Source organism: Pseudomonas sp. stari2 (assembly GCF_040760005.1).
Lineage (GTDB): Bacteria > Pseudomonadota > Gammaproteobacteria > Pseudomonadales > Pseudomonadaceae > Aquipseudomonas.
Genome location: NZ_CP099760.1, coordinates 676516 through 692733, shown reverse-complemented (window position 1 = coordinate 692733; position 16218 = coordinate 676516). Strand labels below are relative to the sequence as shown.

Sequence of the window (16218 nt, the reverse complement as noted above, 5' to 3'; positions counted from 1 at the left end):
ACCATGCAAACTCGTGACGACATCTTCAACACCCTGCGCGATGCCCTGGTCGAGCTGTTCGAACTGGACCCGGCCCGTGTGAGCCTGGAATCGAACCTGTATCAGGATCTGGAAATCGACAGCATCGACGCCGTCGACCTGATCGACCACATCAAGCGCCAGACCGGCAAGAAAATCGCCGCCGAGGAATTCAAGTCGGTGCGCACCGTCGGCGACGTGGTCGAGGCGGTCTACCGTCTGGTTCAACCGGCCGCATGAGCCGATTGATCGGCCTCGGCCTGCTGCTGGCGGGCCTGTTGTATCCCTTTGCGGTGTATTTCGGCATGGAGCACTTTGCGCCGTGGCAGTTCGGCCTGCTGCTGGGCAGCCTGTGGCTGGCCCGCGCGCTGACCGGCGAGCGCAAGCCCGGCAGCCTGTGGATGGCTTGCGTGGCGATCATTTTCTGCCTGCTGCTGGCGCTGTTCGACAGCCCTCTGTTACTGCGCTGGTACCCGGTGCTGATCAGCGGCTTCATGTTGATACTGTTCAGCCTGAGCCTGAAATATGGCCCGCCGATGGTCGAGCGTATGGCGCGAATTCGCGAGCCGCAACTGCCGCCCGAAGCGATCCGCTACACCCGCCAGGTCACCGTGGCCTGGAGCGTGTTCTTTTTCTGTAACGGCTTGTGCGCGGCCCTGCTGACCCTTTGGGCGCCGCTGCACTGGTGGATGTTGTACACCGGCCTGATCTCTTACGGATTGATCGGCCTGATGTTTGCCATTGAATGGCTGATACGACAACGGGTAAGAGGTCACCCATGAACTGGATAAAACTTGAGCAGCTGTTGCTCAAGGATCTGCCGCAGCGCGCCGTCACCGTCGCGCCGGCACTCGATCACGCACAACTTCGCGAACAGGCCCTGAGCCTGGCGGCCGGCCTGCAAGCCAAAGGTGTGCAGCGAATCGCCGTACATCTGGAAGATGCCGTAGCACTGGCCGTCACCCTGCTCGGTGCCTGGCGTGCCGGCGTCAGCGTATTGCTGCCTTCGGATCTGCAAGCGCAGACCCGCCAGCGCTGGTCGCAAGAAGTCGACCTGTGGCTGACCGATCACGCAGACGACACGCAACTGAGCGATTTGCAGCACACCGCACTGACGGGTGCCGAACTGGATCTCGACCAGTGCCGCCTGAGCCTGTGCACCTCCGGCTCCAGCGGCGAGCCCAAACGCATCGACAAATCCCTGCGACAACTGGCCAACGAAGTCCAAGCCCTGGAGCAACTGTGGGGCGCGGATCTCGGCGAGGCCTGCATCATCGGCAGCGTCGCTACCCAACACATTTACGGCCTGTTGTTCCGTGTGTTGTGGCCACTGTGTGCCGGGCGCCCATTCCTGCGCAAACAACTGGCCTTTCCCGAAGACATGCAGCGCGCCAGCCGCGAACACCCGGCCTTCGCCTGGGTGGCCAGCCCGGCGCTGCTCAAACGCATGGGCGACAACCTCGACTGGCCGGCCCTGAGCGCCGTGCGCCGGGTGTTTTCCTCCGGCGGCGCGCTGCCGGCAGATGCCGCGCAGAGCCTGCACCAGCGCTTGCAGCAGTGGCCGACGGAAATTCTCGGCAGCTCGGAGACCGGCGGCATCGCCTGGCGTCAGGGCCAACAGCTGTGGCAACCGTTCGCCGGTGTCGATCTGAGCCAGGACGGCGACGGCGCACTGCTGATCGCGTCACCGTACCTGCCCGCCGGACATGTCGAACACACGGCGGATGCCGCACGCATCGAAGCCGATGGTCGCTTCGAACTGCTCGGGCGGCTGGACCGGATCGTCAAACTGGAAGAAAAGCGTATCTCCCTGCCGATGCTGGAACAGGCCCTGGTCGCCCACGACTGGGTCGCCGAAGCGCGGCTCGGTGTGGTTCAGGAAAACCGTGCGTCTCTCGGCGCCTTGCTGGTGCTCAGCGAATCAGGCCTGTTTGCCTTGCGCGAACACGGCCGCCGCAGCCTCACCGAAACCCTGCGCCGTCACCTCGGCGAACATTGCGAAGCCCTCGCCCTGCCCCGGCGCTGGCGCTTGCTGCGACAACTGCCGCTGAACCCTCAGGGCAAGTTGCCTCAGGCCGACGTCGAAGCGCTGCTGCTGGCAACGCGCCCGAAGGCTCCAGAGGTTCTGGAACAGACCGAAACCGAGGGCGAATGGAGCCTGCAACTGAGCGTGCCTCCAGACCTTGCCTACTTCAGCGGTCACTTCCCCAAGGCCCCGGTGTTGCCTGGCGTGGTGCAGGTCGAGTGGGCGCTGAACCTTGGTCGCCAACTGTTGAACCTGTCCGGCGCGTTCGTCGGCATGGAAGTGCTGAAGTTCCAGCAACTGGTGCGCCCTGGTGATGAAGTCCAGCTGCACCTGCGTTTCGACCCCGAACGCGGCAAGCTGTATTTCGCCTACCGCAACGACACCGCGACCTGCTCCAGCGGGCGGATTCTGTTGGGGACAGACGATGCATAACCCTTGCGCAGTCATCCCGGTCTACAACCACGAAACCGCGATTGCCACCGTAATCGGTGCCCTGCTCGCCCAAGGCTTGCCATGCATTCTGGTGGACGACGCCAGCAGCAAATCCTGCGCAGCCGTTCTGGATGTTCTGGCCGAACGCGAGCGGGTGTATCTGGTACGCCTCACCACCAATCAGGGCAAGGGCGGCGCGGTGATGACCGGACTGCGTGAAGCCGCGCGACTGGGCTTCACTCATGCCTTGCAGGTCGATGCCGACGGTCAGCACGACTTGCAGGACGTCAGCCGCTTCATCGAAGAATCCCGCGCCCATCCGCGTGCGCTGATCTGCGGTTATCCGCTGTACGACGCCAGCGTGCCCAAGGGGCGCCTGTACGCCCGTTACCTGACTCACGTGATGGTGTGGATCAACACCCTGTCGCTGCAGATCCGCGATTCGATGTGCGGATTACGCGTTTATCCGCTGGAACCGACCCTGGCGCTGATCGACTCGGCGCGAATCGGCAAGCGCATGGATTTCGACTCGGACATTCTCGTGCGCCTGTCTTGGCGCAACCAGCCGATGCGCTGGTTGCAAACCCGTGTGCACTACCCGCTGGATGGCGTTTCGCACTTTCGGATGTTCCACGACAACCTGTTGATTTCGAGCATGCACACACGCCTGTTCTTCGGCATGTTGCTGCGCTCGCCCGTGATCCTCTGGCGACGGTGGCGCGCATGACGGTCGAAACCGACAAGAAGCACTGGGCCGACCGCGAAGAGCGCGGCAGTTTCCTGCTGATGAAGTTCACCGCGTTCGCCGCCAAGGTCCTTGGCCGGCGCCTGCTGAGCCCGTTGTTGTACGGCATCGTCCTGTACTTTTTCCTGTTCGGCCGCACAGCCCGGCGCAGTGCCTGGCAGTATCAGCAACGCCTCGCCGACTGGAGCGGCCGCCACGAATTGCGTCCGAGCCTGTGGCGCGTGTTCGGCCAGTTCATGGCGTTCGCCGATTCGCTGCTCGACAAGCTCGATGTGTGGAACCGCAAGCTGCGCATCGAGCAGATCGAAATCATCGACCCGGCGCTACTGCGCAATCAGTTGCGTGGCAGTCGCGGGCAAATGCTGGTGGGCGCGCACCTGGGCAACCTCGAAGTGTGCCGGGCGCTGGCGGAGATCGGCGAAAAGGTCACCATGAATGTGCTGGTGCACACCAAGCACGCCGAACAATTCAATCGCCTGCTGGGCGAGGCCGGTGCGACCAATCTGCGACTGATCCAGGTCAGCGAGCTGGACCCGGTAATCATGCTGCAACTGCACGAACGCCTGGAACGCGGCGAATGGCTGGCGATTGCCGGCGACCGCGTGCCGCTGCATGGCGGGCGCAGCGTGACCGTGGACTTTCTCGGCCATCCGGCGAGATTCCCGCAAGGCCCGTGGCTGCTGGCCGGCCTGCTGAAATGCCCGGTCAATCTGCTGATGTGCCTCAAGCAACCTGACGGACACTATCGCCTGACCCTCGAGCCGTTCACCGAGGCCGTGACCTGGACCCGCCGCGACCGCGAACAGGTCATTCATCAGTGGGCGACCCGCTACGCCGAACGCCTGAGTCACTATTGCCTCGAAGCCCCCAAGCAATGGTTCAACTTTTACCCTTTCTGGAAGACCGATGACGACGCCAACCCATGAGCCGGTAACCTTCGGCGAACGCCCTTTGCGCATCGAAGACGTGCTGGCCCTGGCCAACCGTCAGGCGCCCGTGCAGCTGCAGAGCGACGCCGACTACCGCGAACGCATCGCCAAAGGTGCGCGGTTCCTCGATTCGCTGCTGGACAAGGAAGGCGTGATCTACGGCGTGACCACCGGTTACGGCGACTCCTGCGTGGTGGCGGTGCCGCTGCATCACGTCGAAGCGCTGCCGCAGCACTTGTACACCTTCCACGGTTGCGGGCTGGGCAAACTGCTCGACGCCCAGGCCACCCGCGCGGTGCTGGCGGCGCGTTTGCAGTCGCTGTGCCACGGCGTGTCCGGAGTGCGCATCGAACTGCTGGAACGCCTGCATGCCTTCCTCGAATACGACATCCTGCCGCTGATCCCCGAAGAGGGTTCGGTGGGCGCCAGCGGCGATCTGACGCCGCTGTCCTACGTTGCCGCGACCCTGTCCGGCGAGCGTGAAGTGATGTTCCGTGGCGAACGCCGCCAGTCCGCCGACGTACACCGCGAACTGGGCTGGACCCCGCTGGTATTGCGCCCGAAAGAAGCGCTGGCACTGATGAACGGCACCGCCGTGATGACCGGCCTCGCCTGCCTGGCTTACGCCCGCGCCGACTACCTGCTGCAACTGGCCACCCGCATCACCGCGCTGAACGTGGTGGCGCTGCAAGGCAATCCGGAACACTTCGACGAGCGCCTGTTCGCCGCCAAGCCGCATCCGGGCCAGATGCAGGTTGCCGCGTGGCTGCGCAAGGATCTGGCGATCGACGCACCGACCGCGCCGCTGCATCGCCTGCAAGATCGCTACTCGCTGCGTTGCGCACCGCACGTGCTCGGCGTGCTGGCCGACAGCCTGAACTGGCTGCGCTCGTTCATTGAGACCGAACTCAACAGCGCCAACGACAACCCGATCATCGATGCGGAAGCCGAGCGCGTGCTGCACGGCGGGCACTTCTACGGCGGGCATATCGCGTTCGCCATGGACAGCCTGAAAAACCTCGTGGCCAACGTCGCCGACCTGCTCGACCGGCAACTCGCGCTGCTGGTGGACGAGCGTTACAACCACGGTTTGCCGAGCAACCTGTCCGGCGCCAGCGCCGACCGGGCGATGCTCAACCACGGTTTCAAGGCTGTGCAGATCGGCGCCAGCGCCTGGACTGCCGAAGCCCTGAAAAACACCATGCCGGCCAGCGTCTTCTCGCGCTCCACCGAATGCCATAACCAGGACAAGGTGAGCATGGGCACCATCGCCGCCCGCGACGCCATTCGCGTGCTGGAGCTGACCGAACAGGTGGCCGCCGCCACACTGCTGGCGGCCAATCAGGGCGTGTGGCTGCGTGGCCGTGATGAAGACGCGCGCCCACTGCCGCCGTCCCTGGCGGCGATGCACGAAGAGCTGGCCAAAGACTTCCCGCCGGTGATCGAAGACCGTGCTCTGGAAGGCGAACTGCGCCTGTGTCTGCAACGTATCGCCGAGCAACACTGGAGGCTGCATGCGTAGCGCCGGAGTGCTTCACGCCGATACGGAAATCCTCGTGCCGTTCTTTGACGTCGACACCATGCACGTCGTCTGGCACGGCCATTACGTGAAATACCTGGAAGTGGCGCGCTGCGCGCTGCTCGACAAGATCGGCCACAACTACAACCAGATGGTCGATTCGGGCTACGCCTGGCCAGTGATCGACCTGCAATTGCGCTACGTGCGCGGCGCGGTGTTCGGTCAGCGGCTGAACGTGCGCGCCAGCCTGGTGGAATGGGAAAATCGCCTGAAGATTCACTACCTGATCACCGACGCCCAGACCGGCGAGCGCCTGACTCGCGCCAGCTCGGTGCAGGTCGCTGTCGAGGTGAGCAGCCGCGAGATGCAACTGGCGTCGCCGAAAGTCTTCACCGATGCCGTGGAAAGGATGCTGCGATGAATGTGTTTGTGAAATCCCTTGGGGCCCTGGCGCTGTTGACGCTGTCGTCGCTGGCCAACGCCTTCGACCTGCAACAGTTGAGCGATCAACTGGCGAAACCGGACGTGATCCACGGCCAGTTCATCCAGGAAAAGCACCTGCGCGCCCTGCCCCAGCCGCTGATCAGCAAGGGCAGCTTCGTGCTGGCGAAAAACCACGGCCTGCTCTGGCTGCTGAAAACTCCGCTGCAACAGGATTACCGCATCAGCGGCAAAGGCATCGCCCGTCGTGACGTCAGCGGTTGGCAACTGTTGCCCGGCAAGAGCGCCGGCGCCGAACAGAACCGTCTGTTCCTCGCCGTGCTGCAAGGCGACAGCAGCGGTCTGCAACGGGATTTCGAACTGGCCCTGAGCGGCGATGCACAGCAATGGCATCTGACACTGACCCCGCGTTCGGTGCTGCTCAAGCAAGTTTTCAACCAGATCAACATCACCGGCGGCACGTTGGTGAACACCATCGAACTGCTGGAAACCCAGGGCGACAGCACTGTACTGCGCATGCAGGACAGCACCGCCGGCCAACCGTTGAGCGACGCGGAGCAACATGACTTTGCCGAGTGAACGCAGGCTGCCCTGGCTGTTCCTGATCCTGTTGCTGGCCGTCGTCGCACTGGGCGCCTGGCAGTGGCGCGACGGCGCACCGCTGTCGGCGAACCTGATGGAGCTGGTGCCCGGCACCCACCCGGACGCGATCGAGCAGCGTGCCGAACAACGCATGCAGGAACCGCTCAACCGGGAAATGCTGGTGCTGGTCGGTCACACGGATCGCCAGCAAGCCGTCGCCATGGCCCAGACTTTGGGCGAGCAATGGCAGGCCAGCGGACTGTTCGAAAAGGTCCAGTGGAACCTGCAAGCCGATCTGCCCGCCCTGCGCACGCAACTGTTGCAAGGGCGACTGGCGATGCTCTCGGCGGATGATCGACAACTGCTGATCGAACACCCGGATGCCTTCACCCAGCAACGGGTGCAGGCGCTGTTCGATCCGTTCACCGGTTTCAGTCTGGTGCCGAGCCAGGACGACTGGCTGGGCCTGACTGGCCGTATCCAGAACAGCCAGCCGCAACACGGGGCGGTGCAACTGGACATCGGCAGCGGCGCGTTGATCGCCGATGCTGACGGCAAGAGCTGGGTGCTGCTGCGGGCACGTACCACCGGCAACGCCTTCGACATGAACCTGCCGCTCCAAGTCGCCGCGCTGCTGCAACACAGCCGCGAGCAAGCGGCGAAATCCGATGTACAACTGCTGGCCGCCAGCGGACTGCTCTACGCGGCCAACGGCCAACAGCAAGCGACCCGGGAAATTTCCTGGGTCGGCGGCGGCGCGACACTCGGCATTCTGTTGCTGCTGTTGCTCGCCTTCCGCCGCTGGCGGGTGTTGCTGGCGTTCATTCCGGTGCTGGTGGGCATGCTGTTCGGGGCAGTGGCCTGCGTGGCGCTGTTCGGGCACCTGCATGTCATGACGTTGGTGCTCGGCTCGAGCCTGATCGGTGTCGCGGTGGATTACCCGTTGCACTATCTGTCCAAGAGCTGGAGCCTCAAGCCCTGGCGCAGCTGGCCGGCGCTGCGCCTGACCGTCTCGGGCCTGACCCTGAGCCTGATCACCAGCGCCATCGGTTATCTGGCGCTGGCCTGGACGCCGTTCCCTGCCCTGACCCAAATTGCCGTGTTCTCCGCCGCTGGCCTGCTCGGCGCTTACCTGTCGGCGGTGTGCCTGCTGCCGGCGCTGTTGAGCAACGTCGAATTACGCCCGGCGCAATGGCCGTTGCGGCTGGCCGAACGCATGGTCAACCTTCGGAAAACCCTGCTGGAACACGTGCGCACACCGATTCTGTTCGCCCTGCTGATCGCCTTCTGCGCCGGCGGTCTGGTGCAACTACAGACCAAGAACGACATCCGCCAGTGGGTCGGCGCACCGCAGCATCTGACCGACGAGGCGCAGGCCATCGCCCGCATCACCGGCTATCAACCGACCAGCCAGTTCTTCCTGGTACGCGCAGAAAATCAGGAGCAACTGCTGGAACGTCAGGCCGCGTTGAGTGAGCGACTGGAGCAACTGGTCAACCTCGACAAGTTGCAGGGTTTTCTGGCGCTCAACCAACTGGTCAGCTCGCCGAGCCAGCAACAGCAGGTTCGCGAGGCGCTGAACAAGTTGCCGCAATTCTGGCAGCCGCTGCTTGAAGTCGGCGTACCGCTCGCAGCCCTGCAAACCGAACTGACACAGTTGCAGTCCCTGCCCGCCGAAGACATCGACACCGCGCTCAGCGGCCCGCTCGGCGAGCCCTACCGCACCTTGTGGCTCGGCCCGGTCGAGGGCGGTGTGGCGGCGATGGTCAGCCTGCAAGGCCTGAACAACCCGGCGCTGCTGCGGGTGCAGGCACTGGACCTGCCCGGTGTGGAGCTGGTGGATCGCCTCGGTGACCTTAACCGGGTGTTTGCCGAAACCCAGATCAGCGCCGCCGAACTGAAACTCGCCTCCTGCGTGCTGATCGTGCTGGTGCTGATTCTGCCGTTCGGTCTCGGCGGTGCATTGCGCATCGTTTCCCTGCCGCTGCTCGCCGCGCTGTGCAGTCTGGCCAGCCTCGGCTGGCTCGGTCAGCCGCTGACCCTGTTCAGCCTGTTCGGTCTGTTGCTGGTGACGGCGATCAGCGTCGATTACGCAATCCTGATGCGCGAGCAGGTCGGCGGCGCAGCCGTCAGTCTGCTCGGCACTTTGCTGGCGGCGCTGACGACCTGGCTGTCATTCGGCCTGCTGGCGGTGTCGAGTACACCGGCGGTGAGCAACTTCGGGTTGTCGGTAAGCCTCGGGCTGGCCTTCAGCTTCATGCTGGCGCCGTGGGCCGGGCGTCATGTCCATGCCGCAACAGTCGCGGAGCCGGCAACATGATGGTCGCAGTCTTCTGGGTCATGGCCCTGGCACTGTTCGCCGTGGCCACCCGTGTCGGTCGACATTTCGGGTTGATTCCGATTGTCAGCCAGTTGCTGCTGGCCAGCTTCATCCTGCCGCTGTTGATGTATTTCTGGATCGAACCGGGCTGGCAGCTCAGTGGTGCCGACCTGATTGCACCGGACTGGTTGAAAAACCTCTACAGCCTGAGTTTTGCGCTGTTGCTCGGGCACATTCTCAGCGACGTAATCGACCTGCGTCTGGACCGCCAGAGCGTGAAAATCGCCGTGCCGAGTTTCGCCGTGCCGTTCGCCTGCGGACTCGCAACGGCGTATTGGCTGCTGCCGGCGCAACCATGGATCAACTCGCTGGCGATCGGTCTGGTGTTCGCGATCACCGCGATCCCGGTGCTGTATCTATACCTGCGCCACATCGACTATCCGCCCGCCGCGACCCGGCGCCTGGTACAGACTGCGATCCTGATCGACCTGACCTGCTGGACCCTGTTCGGCCTCGCCCAGGGCAGCCTGCACCTGAGCAGCCTGTTGCTGCCGCTGGGACTGGCCTGCGTACCGTTGCTGCTGCGGGTGTTCGCAATCCGCCGGCCGCTGACTTACAGCCTGGGTTTCTTTGTGCTGCTGGTGCTGGCCGAACACTACAAGCTCAATGCGCTGATTTTCGGCATCGGCTATTTGCTGTGCATGGCCGTGCTGAAAGTGCCGCTGGTGCTGCCGTTGCCGGCACGCTGGATGAATCGTTTGCAGACCTGGATCGCGATTCCGCTGATCCTCACCTTTGGCATTGTGCAGATCGATGTGCACAGCGCCCTCGCCAGCCTCGGCGCTGTGCAATGGGCAGCACTGCTGCTGTTGCCGATCGCCAGCAAACTGCTCGGTAACTGGCTGGGCCTCGGCTGGGCCGGTGCGTCGTTCGAAGGCGCCAGCCGCTGGCGCGAGAGCGTGCTGCTGAACATTCGCGGTTTGAGCGAAATCGTCTTTCTCAACTTGCTGTTGCAACAACAGCTCATCAGCCCGGCGTTGTACTTTGCGCTGATGCTGATGGGACTGATTGCGACGCTGCTGCCGGCCTTCATCGGCCTGCACCGTGCGTCTCTGAACCCTATTGCCGTACCCAGGAGCTCGCGTGCCAATCGTTGAAACGGAATCCCGTCAGGTCGTGATCATCGGCGCCGGCCCGTCCGGCGCCATTGCCGCTGCGTTGCTCAAGCGCAAGGGGCACGACGTGCTGGTCATCGAGCGCCAGCATTTTCCGCGGTTTTCCATCGGCGAAAGCCTGCTCAGTCATTGCCTGGATTTCGTCGAAGAAGCGGGAATGCTCGACGCCGTGAACGCCGCCGGATTCCAGCGCAAGACCGGGGCCGCATTTGCGTGGGGCGAGCGCTATAGCGCGTTCGATTTCGGCGATACATTCACTGGCGGCAAACCGACCACCTTCCAGGTACAACGCGCCGACTTCGACAAACTGCTGGCCGATCAAGCAGCGCTGCAAGGTGTGGAAATCCGTTATGGCGACGCCATTGTCAGCGTCGACTTCGAGCGTCCGCGTCCGCAACTCGATGTGCGTCGCGAAAACGGCAGCGAGTACCGTGTCGAGGCCGGTTTCGTCCTCGACGCCAGCGGCTACGGCCGCGTACTGTCTCGCTTGCTGGACCTGGAGGCTCCATCGAATTTCCCGGTGCGCCAGGCCGTGTTCACCCACGTCGAAGATCACATCGACCACCCGGCCTTCGACCGCGAAAAAATCCTCGTCACAACCCATCCGCAGCATCGCGACATCTGGTTCTGGACGATCCCGTTCAGCAACGGTCGCTGCTCGGTCGGCGTCGTTGCTGCCGCTGAACATTTCAACGGTCGCGATACCGATCTCGACGCTTGCCTGCGCGGGTTCATCGCCGAAACGCCAAGCCTGGCCAAGGTATTGAACAACGCCGTTTGGGATACCCCGGCGCGCACCCTTGGCGGTTACGCGGCCAACGTCAAAACCCTGCACGGCCCCGGCTTTGCGCTGCTGGGCAACGCGGCGGAATTTCTCGACCCGGTGTTCTCCTCCGGCGTAACCATCGCCATGCGTTCGGCGAGCATGGCCGCCGGCGTATTGCACCGGCAGTTGCAGGGCGAAACCGTGGACTGGCAAAGCGAGTTCGCCGAACCCTTGAAACGCGGCGTCGACACCTTCCGCGCCTACGTCGAGGGCTGGTACGCCGGCACTTTCCAGGACGTGATTTTCCATGAGCAGGCCTCCCCGGACATCCGTCGCATGATCTGCTCGATCCTCGCCGGTTACGCCTGGGACGAACGCAACCCGTTCGTCAGCGAAGCGCGCCGTCGGCTGAAGATGATTTCCGAACTCTGTGCAAAGGACGACACATGAATTACTTGAGCGACAGCTACGTCGAGGAAACCCGGTTCGGCTTCTGGTTCCTGCGCAGCCACACCTGGCAGCACCATGTATTGCGCGTGGCGATCAACGATTTGCGCGGCTTGTTCAGCGAGTCGCTGCCGGCCAACCCGGTGCTGCTGGATGCCGGATGCGGTCAGGGCAAATCCTTCGGCCACTTGCGCCAGACCTTCGCCCCACAGCGTTTGATCGGCGTCGATGCCGACCCGCACAGCCTGGAATTGAGCGCCGCCGAAGCCGCGCGCCAGGGCTTCGCCGTCGAGCTGATCGGCAGCGACTGCGCAACTTTGAATGTCCCGGATGCGAGCGTCGATCTGCTGTTCTGTCACCAGACCTTTCATCATCTGGTGGAACAGGAAAAGGCCCTGGCCGAGTTCTACCGAGTGCTCAAACCGGGCGGTTATCTGCTGTTCGCCGAGTCCACCGAGGCTTACATTGATACGTGGGTCATCCGTTGGCTGTTCCGCCATCCGATGCACGTGCAAAAGAGTGCGGCGCAGTATCTGGAAATGATTCGCCAGCAGGGATTCGAGTTCGGCGAGCGGAATGTTTCCTACCCGTACCTGTGGTGGAGCCGCTCAAAGGATTTTGGTCTGTTGGAACGTTTTGGCCTGCGCAAGCCGAAACCGTTTGGCCAGCGTGAAGAAACCCTGGTCAATGTCGTGGCGCGCAAACCGCTGGAAGAGGCCGTCTGATGTTGCGTGTTCTGATGCTCGCCTGCGCCTTGCTGCTGAGCGCTTGCGCCAGCCAGGCGCCGTTGCCTGTGGATAACCCGACGCTGCCCCTTCCGCTGCAATTGCACATCGAGCGCCAGCAAGCCGAACAGCGTCAGGACTGGTTGCTGGTGATCCAGCGCGAGGGCCCGGGCATTCGCTGGTCGATGATGGACCCGCTCGGCATCCCCCAGGCCCGTCAGCAACTGATCGACGGACGCTGGCAGGCTGACGGCCTGCTGCCGCCGAATCCGGAGGCCCGGGAGTTGTTCGCAGCACTGTTGTTCGCCCTGACGCCTGCCGGCGAGCTGTCGCGCAACTACCCCACCGCGCAGCAACACGGCGGGCAACGCACCTTGCCGGCACATTGGGACATCCGTTATGCACAACCGTTGAGCTTCGAATTGAACCTGCCCCAAGGCCCGCAGTATCGGGTTTCTCCCTTAGGTGAATCGACGCCATGACCGCCTACCTCAACGCCCTCGGCGTGATCTGCGCCCTGGGCCGTGACAAGCAAGAGATCGCACGCAAACTGTTCGCCGGCGATTGCTCGGGCATGCGCCACGAGTCAGGCTGGGTACCGGATCGCGAGTTGCCGGTGGCCGCGGTGCACGGTGATCTGGCACCGATTCCGCCACAGCTGGCGGCACACAAGAGCCGCAACAATCAGTTGCTGCTGGAAGCCGCGCTGCAGATTCGCACCCACATCGACGCCGCCATTCAGGCCTACGGCCCGGATCGAATTGGCGTGGTGCTTGGCACCAGCACCTCGGGTATCGACGAGGCCAGCCGGGGTCTGGCGCATTACATTCGCAACCAACAGTTCCCGGACGATTACGACTACCGACAACAGGAACTCGGCGCCCCGGCGACTTTCCTTGCCGACTGGCTGCAACTGAGCGGCCCGACCTACGTGATTTCCACCGCATGCACCTCCAGCGCCAGGGCCCTGATGAGCGCACGGCGCCTGTTGGATCTGGGGCTGTGCGATGCGGTGTTGTGCGGCGGAGTCGACAGCCTGTGCAAGCTGACCCTCAACGGATTCTCGTCGCTGGAAGCGGTATCCGGCGAGCGCTGCAATCCGTTCTCGGCTAACCGAAACGGAATCAACATCGGCGAAGCGGCAGTGCTGTTCGTCATGAGCAAACAGCGCGGCGACGGCCCGGCCATTGCCCTGCTGGGCGCCGGCGCCAGCTCCGATGCACACCATATTTCCGCACCGGAACCGTCCGGCCGTGGCGCGTTGCAAGCCATGCAACAGGCACTGGGTCGCGCGCAGCTGCAAACCACGCAAATCAGTTATCTGAACCTGCACGGCACCGCCACCCAGCACAACGACGCCATGGAAAGCCTGGCCGTTTCCACCCTGTTCCCGCAGGGCGTGGCTTGCTCCTCGACCAAACCGATGACCGGCCACACCCTCGGTGCTGCCGGTGCGCTGGAAGCCGCGTTCTGCTGGTTGAGTTTGAGTGCCGACAACCCCGACCACGCCTTGCCGCCGCATGTCTGGGACGGCCAGGCCGATCCCGACCTGCCAGCGCTGAAGTGGGTGACCGCGAGCGAGCGCCTGGCGTCCATTGCACCCCGCTACCTGATGAGCAACTCGTTTGCCTTCGGTGGCAATAACGTCAGCCTGATTATCGGAGACGCCCCATGAATGACTGGCCGCTCGCCGAATTGCTGCCCCACGCTGGCGACATGATTCTGATCGATCGGATCCTCCGCTTCGACGACGAGCAGATCCACACCACCCTGACGGTCAAACCCGACGGCCTGTTCAACCTACCCGACGGCAGTCTGCCGGCGTGGGTCGGCGTCGAGCTGATGGCGCAGAGTGTTGCCGCGTTCGCTGGTTGCCATGCCCGGCAGAAAGGCAATGCGGTGGAGTTGGGCTTTCTGCTTGGCACCCGCAAGTTTGAATGCAATGTCGAGGCGTTTCCGGTCGGCTGTGAACTGACCATCCACGGCATCCGCTCGCTGGAAGATGACAACGGCATGGGCGTGTTCGAATGCCACATCAATGCGCCCGGCATTGAAGCCAGCGCCCGGCTGAACGTGTTCCGCCCGCCGCACGCGGCGCAATATCTTGAACAATTGAAGGAGTCGAACGATGACTGAATCCGTACTGGTCACCGGCTCCAGCCGTGGCATCGGCCGCGCCATCGCCCTGCGCCTGGCCCAGGCCGGCCACGATATCGTCCTGCATTGCCGCAGCGGCGTGGCCGAAGCCCAAGCGGTGAAAGCCGAAGTCGAAGCGCTGGGTCGCACCGCGCGCATCCTGCAATTCGACGTGGCGGATCGCGAAACCTGCAAGGCCATCCTCGAAGCCGACGTCGAAGCTCACGGCGCCTATTACGGCGTAGTGCTGAACGCCGGTCTGACCCGCGACGGCGCGTTTCCGGCCTTGAGCGATGACGATTGGGACGTCGTATTGCGTACCAACCTCGACGGTTTCTACAACGTCCTGCACCCGGTGATGATGCCGATGATCCGCCGCCGCGCGGCCGGTCGCATTGTTTGCATCACCTCGGTCTCGGGACTGATCGGCAACCGTGGCCAGGTCAACTACAGCGCTTCCAAGGCTGGCGTGATCGGCGCCGCAAAGGCGTTGGCGATCGAACTGGCCAAGCGCAAAATTACAGTCAACTGTGTCGCGCCGGGCCTGATCGACACGGCCATGCTCGACGAAAACGTGCCGGTGGAAGAGCTGATGAAAATGATCCCGGCACAACGCATGGGCACCCCTGAAGAGGTGGCCGGTGCGGTGAATTTCCTGATGTCGGCGGAAGCGTCGTACATCACCCGCCAGGTCCTGGCGGTCAACGGAGGCTTGTGCTGATGAAGCGCGTTGTCGTCACCGGCATGGCCGGCATCACCTCGCTGGGCAGCGACTGGGACACCATCGCCGGCAACTTTGCGGCCAACCGCAGCGGCATCCGCCGGATGGACGAGTGGGATCGTTTCAGCGAACTCAACACCCGACTGGCCGGGCCGATCGATGATTTTCTGGTGCCGGAGCACTGGACCCGCAAGCAATTGCGCAGCATGGGTCGGGTCTCGCGGCTGGCAGTCGGCGCAGCCGAAAAAGCGTTGGCCGATGCCGGCCTGCTCGGCGACGAATCGATCAAGGACGGACGCATGGGCGTGGCCTGCGGCTCGTCCACCGGCAGCACCGACGAGATCAAGGCGTTCGGCAACATGCTGCTGAATTCCGTGGCCGAAGGCCTGAACGCCAACTCTTACGTGCGGATGATGCCGCACACCACGGCGGCGAACATCAGCATCTTCTTCGGCCTCACCGGCCGCCTGATCCCGACCTCCAGCGCCTGCACCAGCGGCAGCCAGGGCATCGGTTATGCCTACGAGGCAATCAAGTTCGGTCGCTTGCCGCTGATGCTCGCCGGCGGTGCCGAAGAACTGTGCCCGACCGAGGCCATGGTGTTCGACGCGCTGTACGCCACCAGCCTGAAAAACGATGCGCCGCAAACCTCGCCACGCCCCTACGACAAGGGCCGCGACGGACTGGTGATCGGCGAAGGCGGCGGCATGCTGGTGCTCGAAGAACTCGAACATGCCCTCGCTCGCGGTGCGCATATTCACGCCGAAGTCGTCGGCTTCGGCAGCAACGCCGACGGCCAGCACACCACCCGTCCGGAACAAGTCACCATGCGCCGTGCGATGGAGCTGGCACTGGATGACGCCGGCCTCACGCCTGACGCCATCGGTTACGTGAACGGTCACGGCACGGCCACCGAGCAGGGCGATATCGCCGAGACTCTGGCTACCAGCAGCCTGTTCGGTGAACACATGCCGATCAGCTCGCAGAAAAGCTTCCTCGGCCACACCCTGGGTGCCTGTGGCGCACTGGAATCATGGTTCAGCATCGAAATGCTCAACCGTGACCTGTACGTGCACACGTTCAACCTCGACGAGGTCGACCCGCACTGCGGCAAGCTCGATTACCTGCGTGGTGAATTCCGCCAGATGCACCACGACTACGTGATGAACAACAACTTCGCGTTTGGTGGGGTCAACACCTCGCTGATTTTCCGCCGCTGGACGCAACCGAATTAAT

The 16218-nt window shown here is 63.5% G+C and carries 17 protein-coding genes; all 17 read left to right on the top strand.

The window, feature by feature from the left end; translation table 11 throughout:
* Positions 1–3 precede the first annotated feature (3 nt).
* From NH234_RS03110 to NH234_RS03030, 17 genes are read left to right on the top strand one after another with little or no spacing between them, the layout of a single operon-like run.
* The gene (locus NH234_RS03110; protein WP_007909503.1) at positions 4–258 is read left to right on the top strand and encodes an acyl carrier protein; all 255 of its coding nucleotides are present in this window, start codon (positions 4–6) and stop codon (positions 256–258) included.
* Positions 255–800 carry a hypothetical protein gene (locus tag NH234_RS03105; protein ID WP_085732595.1) on the top strand — a complete coding sequence of 182 codons (546 nt, stop codon included), beginning with the start codon at positions 255–257 and terminating at the stop codon, positions 798–800. The genes NH234_RS03110 and NH234_RS03105 overlap by 4 nt, the downstream gene beginning before the upstream one ends.
* Positions 797–2476, top strand: a complete 1680-nt coding sequence (locus NH234_RS03100) for an AMP-binding protein (protein ID WP_367255604.1) — start codon at positions 797–799, stop codon at positions 2474–2476. The genes NH234_RS03105 and NH234_RS03100 overlap by 4 nt, the downstream gene beginning before the upstream one ends.
* Positions 2469–3203 (top strand): glycosyltransferase family 2 protein, encoded by a 735-nt coding sequence (locus NH234_RS03095; protein WP_367255603.1) that lies wholly within the window; start codon positions 2469–2471, stop codon positions 3201–3203. Before NH234_RS03100 ends, NH234_RS03095 begins: the two co-directional genes overlap by 8 nt.
* A complete protein-coding gene (locus tag NH234_RS03090; protein ID WP_367255602.1) occupies positions 3200–4147 on the top strand; it encodes a glycosyl transferase in 948 nt (315 codons plus the stop codon). Before NH234_RS03095 ends, NH234_RS03090 begins: the two co-directional genes overlap by 4 nt.
* Entirely contained in the window at positions 4128–5672 is a 1545-nt protein-coding gene (gene hutH / locus NH234_RS03085) for a histidine ammonia-lyase (protein ID WP_367255601.1), read from the top strand. Before NH234_RS03090 ends, hutH begins: the two co-directional genes overlap by 20 nt.
* Positions 5665–6090: a thioesterase family protein gene (locus NH234_RS03080; RefSeq protein WP_011332100.1), complete on the top strand. Its 426-nt coding sequence runs from the start codon at positions 5665–5667 to the stop codon at positions 6088–6090. The genes hutH and NH234_RS03080 overlap by 8 nt, the downstream gene beginning before the upstream one ends.
* Complete coding sequence (locus NH234_RS03075; RefSeq protein ID WP_367255600.1) at positions 6087–6689, top strand: outer membrane lipoprotein carrier protein LolA; 603 nt, start codon at positions 6087–6089, stop codon at positions 6687–6689. The genes NH234_RS03080 and NH234_RS03075 overlap by 4 nt, the downstream gene beginning before the upstream one ends.
* Positions 6673–9012 carry an MMPL family transporter gene (locus NH234_RS03070; RefSeq protein WP_367255599.1) on the top strand — a complete coding sequence of 780 codons (2340 nt, stop codon included), beginning with the start codon at positions 6673–6675 and terminating at the stop codon, positions 9010–9012. Before NH234_RS03075 ends, NH234_RS03070 begins: the two co-directional genes overlap by 17 nt.
* Entirely contained in the window at positions 9009–10169 is a 1161-nt protein-coding gene (locus NH234_RS03065; RefSeq protein ID WP_367255598.1) for a sodium:proton antiporter, read from the top strand. Before NH234_RS03070 ends, NH234_RS03065 begins: the two co-directional genes overlap by 4 nt.
* Positions 10156–11403: an NAD(P)/FAD-dependent oxidoreductase gene (locus NH234_RS03060; RefSeq protein ID WP_367255597.1), complete on the top strand. Its 1248-nt coding sequence runs from the start codon at positions 10156–10158 to the stop codon at positions 11401–11403. Before NH234_RS03065 ends, NH234_RS03060 begins: the two co-directional genes overlap by 14 nt.
* Positions 11400–12125 carry a class I SAM-dependent methyltransferase gene (locus NH234_RS03055; protein ID WP_085732586.1) on the top strand — a complete coding sequence of 242 codons (726 nt, stop codon included), beginning with the start codon at positions 11400–11402 and terminating at the stop codon, positions 12123–12125. The genes NH234_RS03060 and NH234_RS03055 overlap by 4 nt, the downstream gene beginning before the upstream one ends.
* Complete coding sequence (locus tag NH234_RS03050; protein ID WP_085732585.1) at positions 12125–12607, top strand: hypothetical protein; 483 nt, start codon at positions 12125–12127, stop codon at positions 12605–12607. Before NH234_RS03055 ends, NH234_RS03050 begins: the two co-directional genes overlap by 1 nt.
* Positions 12604–13800, top strand: a complete 1197-nt coding sequence (locus NH234_RS03045; protein WP_367255596.1) for a beta-ketoacyl-[acyl-carrier-protein] synthase family protein — start codon at positions 12604–12606, stop codon at positions 13798–13800. Before NH234_RS03050 ends, NH234_RS03045 begins: the two co-directional genes overlap by 4 nt.
* Positions 13797–14261: a hotdog family protein gene (locus NH234_RS03040; RefSeq protein ID WP_367255595.1), complete on the top strand. Its 465-nt coding sequence runs from the start codon at positions 13797–13799 to the stop codon at positions 14259–14261. Before NH234_RS03045 ends, NH234_RS03040 begins: the two co-directional genes overlap by 4 nt.
* Complete coding sequence (gene fabG / locus NH234_RS03035; RefSeq protein WP_085732582.1) at positions 14254–14982, top strand: 3-oxoacyl-ACP reductase FabG; 729 nt, start codon at positions 14254–14256, stop codon at positions 14980–14982. Before NH234_RS03040 ends, fabG begins: the two co-directional genes overlap by 8 nt.
* Positions 14982–16217 (top strand): beta-ketoacyl-ACP synthase, encoded by a 1236-nt coding sequence (locus NH234_RS03030; RefSeq protein WP_085732581.1) that lies wholly within the window; start codon positions 14982–14984, stop codon positions 16215–16217. Before fabG ends, NH234_RS03030 begins: the two co-directional genes overlap by 1 nt.
* Position 16218 lies beyond the last annotated feature (1 nt).

Bases quoted from the DNA above. Each gene is read 5' to 3' on its own strand.
- NH234_RS03110 (WP_007909503.1), top strand. From the start codon at position 4: ATGCAAACTCGTGACGACATCTTCAACACCCTGCGCGATGCCCTGGTC.
- NH234_RS03105 (WP_085732595.1), top strand. From the start codon at position 255: ATGAGCCGATTGATCGGCCTCGGCCTGCTGCTGGCGGGCCTGTTGTAT.
- NH234_RS03100 (WP_367255604.1), top strand. From the start codon at position 797: ATGAACTGGATAAAACTTGAGCAGCTGTTGCTCAAGGATCTGCCGCAG.
- NH234_RS03095 (WP_367255603.1), top strand. From the start codon at position 2,469: ATGCATAACCCTTGCGCAGTCATCCCGGTCTACAACCACGAAACCGCG.
- NH234_RS03090 (WP_367255602.1), top strand. From the start codon at position 3,200: ATGACGGTCGAAACCGACAAGAAGCACTGGGCCGACCGCGAAGAGCGC.
- hutH (WP_367255601.1), top strand. From the start codon at position 4,128: ATGACGACGCCAACCCATGAGCCGGTAACCTTCGGCGAACGCCCTTTG.
- NH234_RS03080 (WP_011332100.1), top strand. From the start codon at position 5,665: ATGCGTAGCGCCGGAGTGCTTCACGCCGATACGGAAATCCTCGTGCCG.
- NH234_RS03075 (WP_367255600.1), top strand. From the start codon at position 6,087: ATGAATGTGTTTGTGAAATCCCTTGGGGCCCTGGCGCTGTTGACGCTG.
- NH234_RS03070 (WP_367255599.1), top strand. From the start codon at position 6,673: ATGACTTTGCCGAGTGAACGCAGGCTGCCCTGGCTGTTCCTGATCCTG.
- NH234_RS03065 (WP_367255598.1), top strand. From the start codon at position 9,009: ATGATGGTCGCAGTCTTCTGGGTCATGGCCCTGGCACTGTTCGCCGTG.
- NH234_RS03055 (WP_085732586.1), top strand. From the start codon at position 11,400: ATGAATTACTTGAGCGACAGCTACGTCGAGGAAACCCGGTTCGGCTTC.
- NH234_RS03050 (WP_085732585.1), top strand. From the start codon at position 12,125: ATGTTGCGTGTTCTGATGCTCGCCTGCGCCTTGCTGCTGAGCGCTTGC.
- NH234_RS03045 (WP_367255596.1), top strand. From the start codon at position 12,604: ATGACCGCCTACCTCAACGCCCTCGGCGTGATCTGCGCCCTGGGCCGT.
- NH234_RS03040 (WP_367255595.1), top strand. From the start codon at position 13,797: ATGAATGACTGGCCGCTCGCCGAATTGCTGCCCCACGCTGGCGACATG.
- fabG (WP_085732582.1), top strand. From the start codon at position 14,254: ATGACTGAATCCGTACTGGTCACCGGCTCCAGCCGTGGCATCGGCCGC.
- NH234_RS03030 (WP_085732581.1), top strand. From the start codon at position 14,982: ATGAAGCGCGTTGTCGTCACCGGCATGGCCGGCATCACCTCGCTGGGC.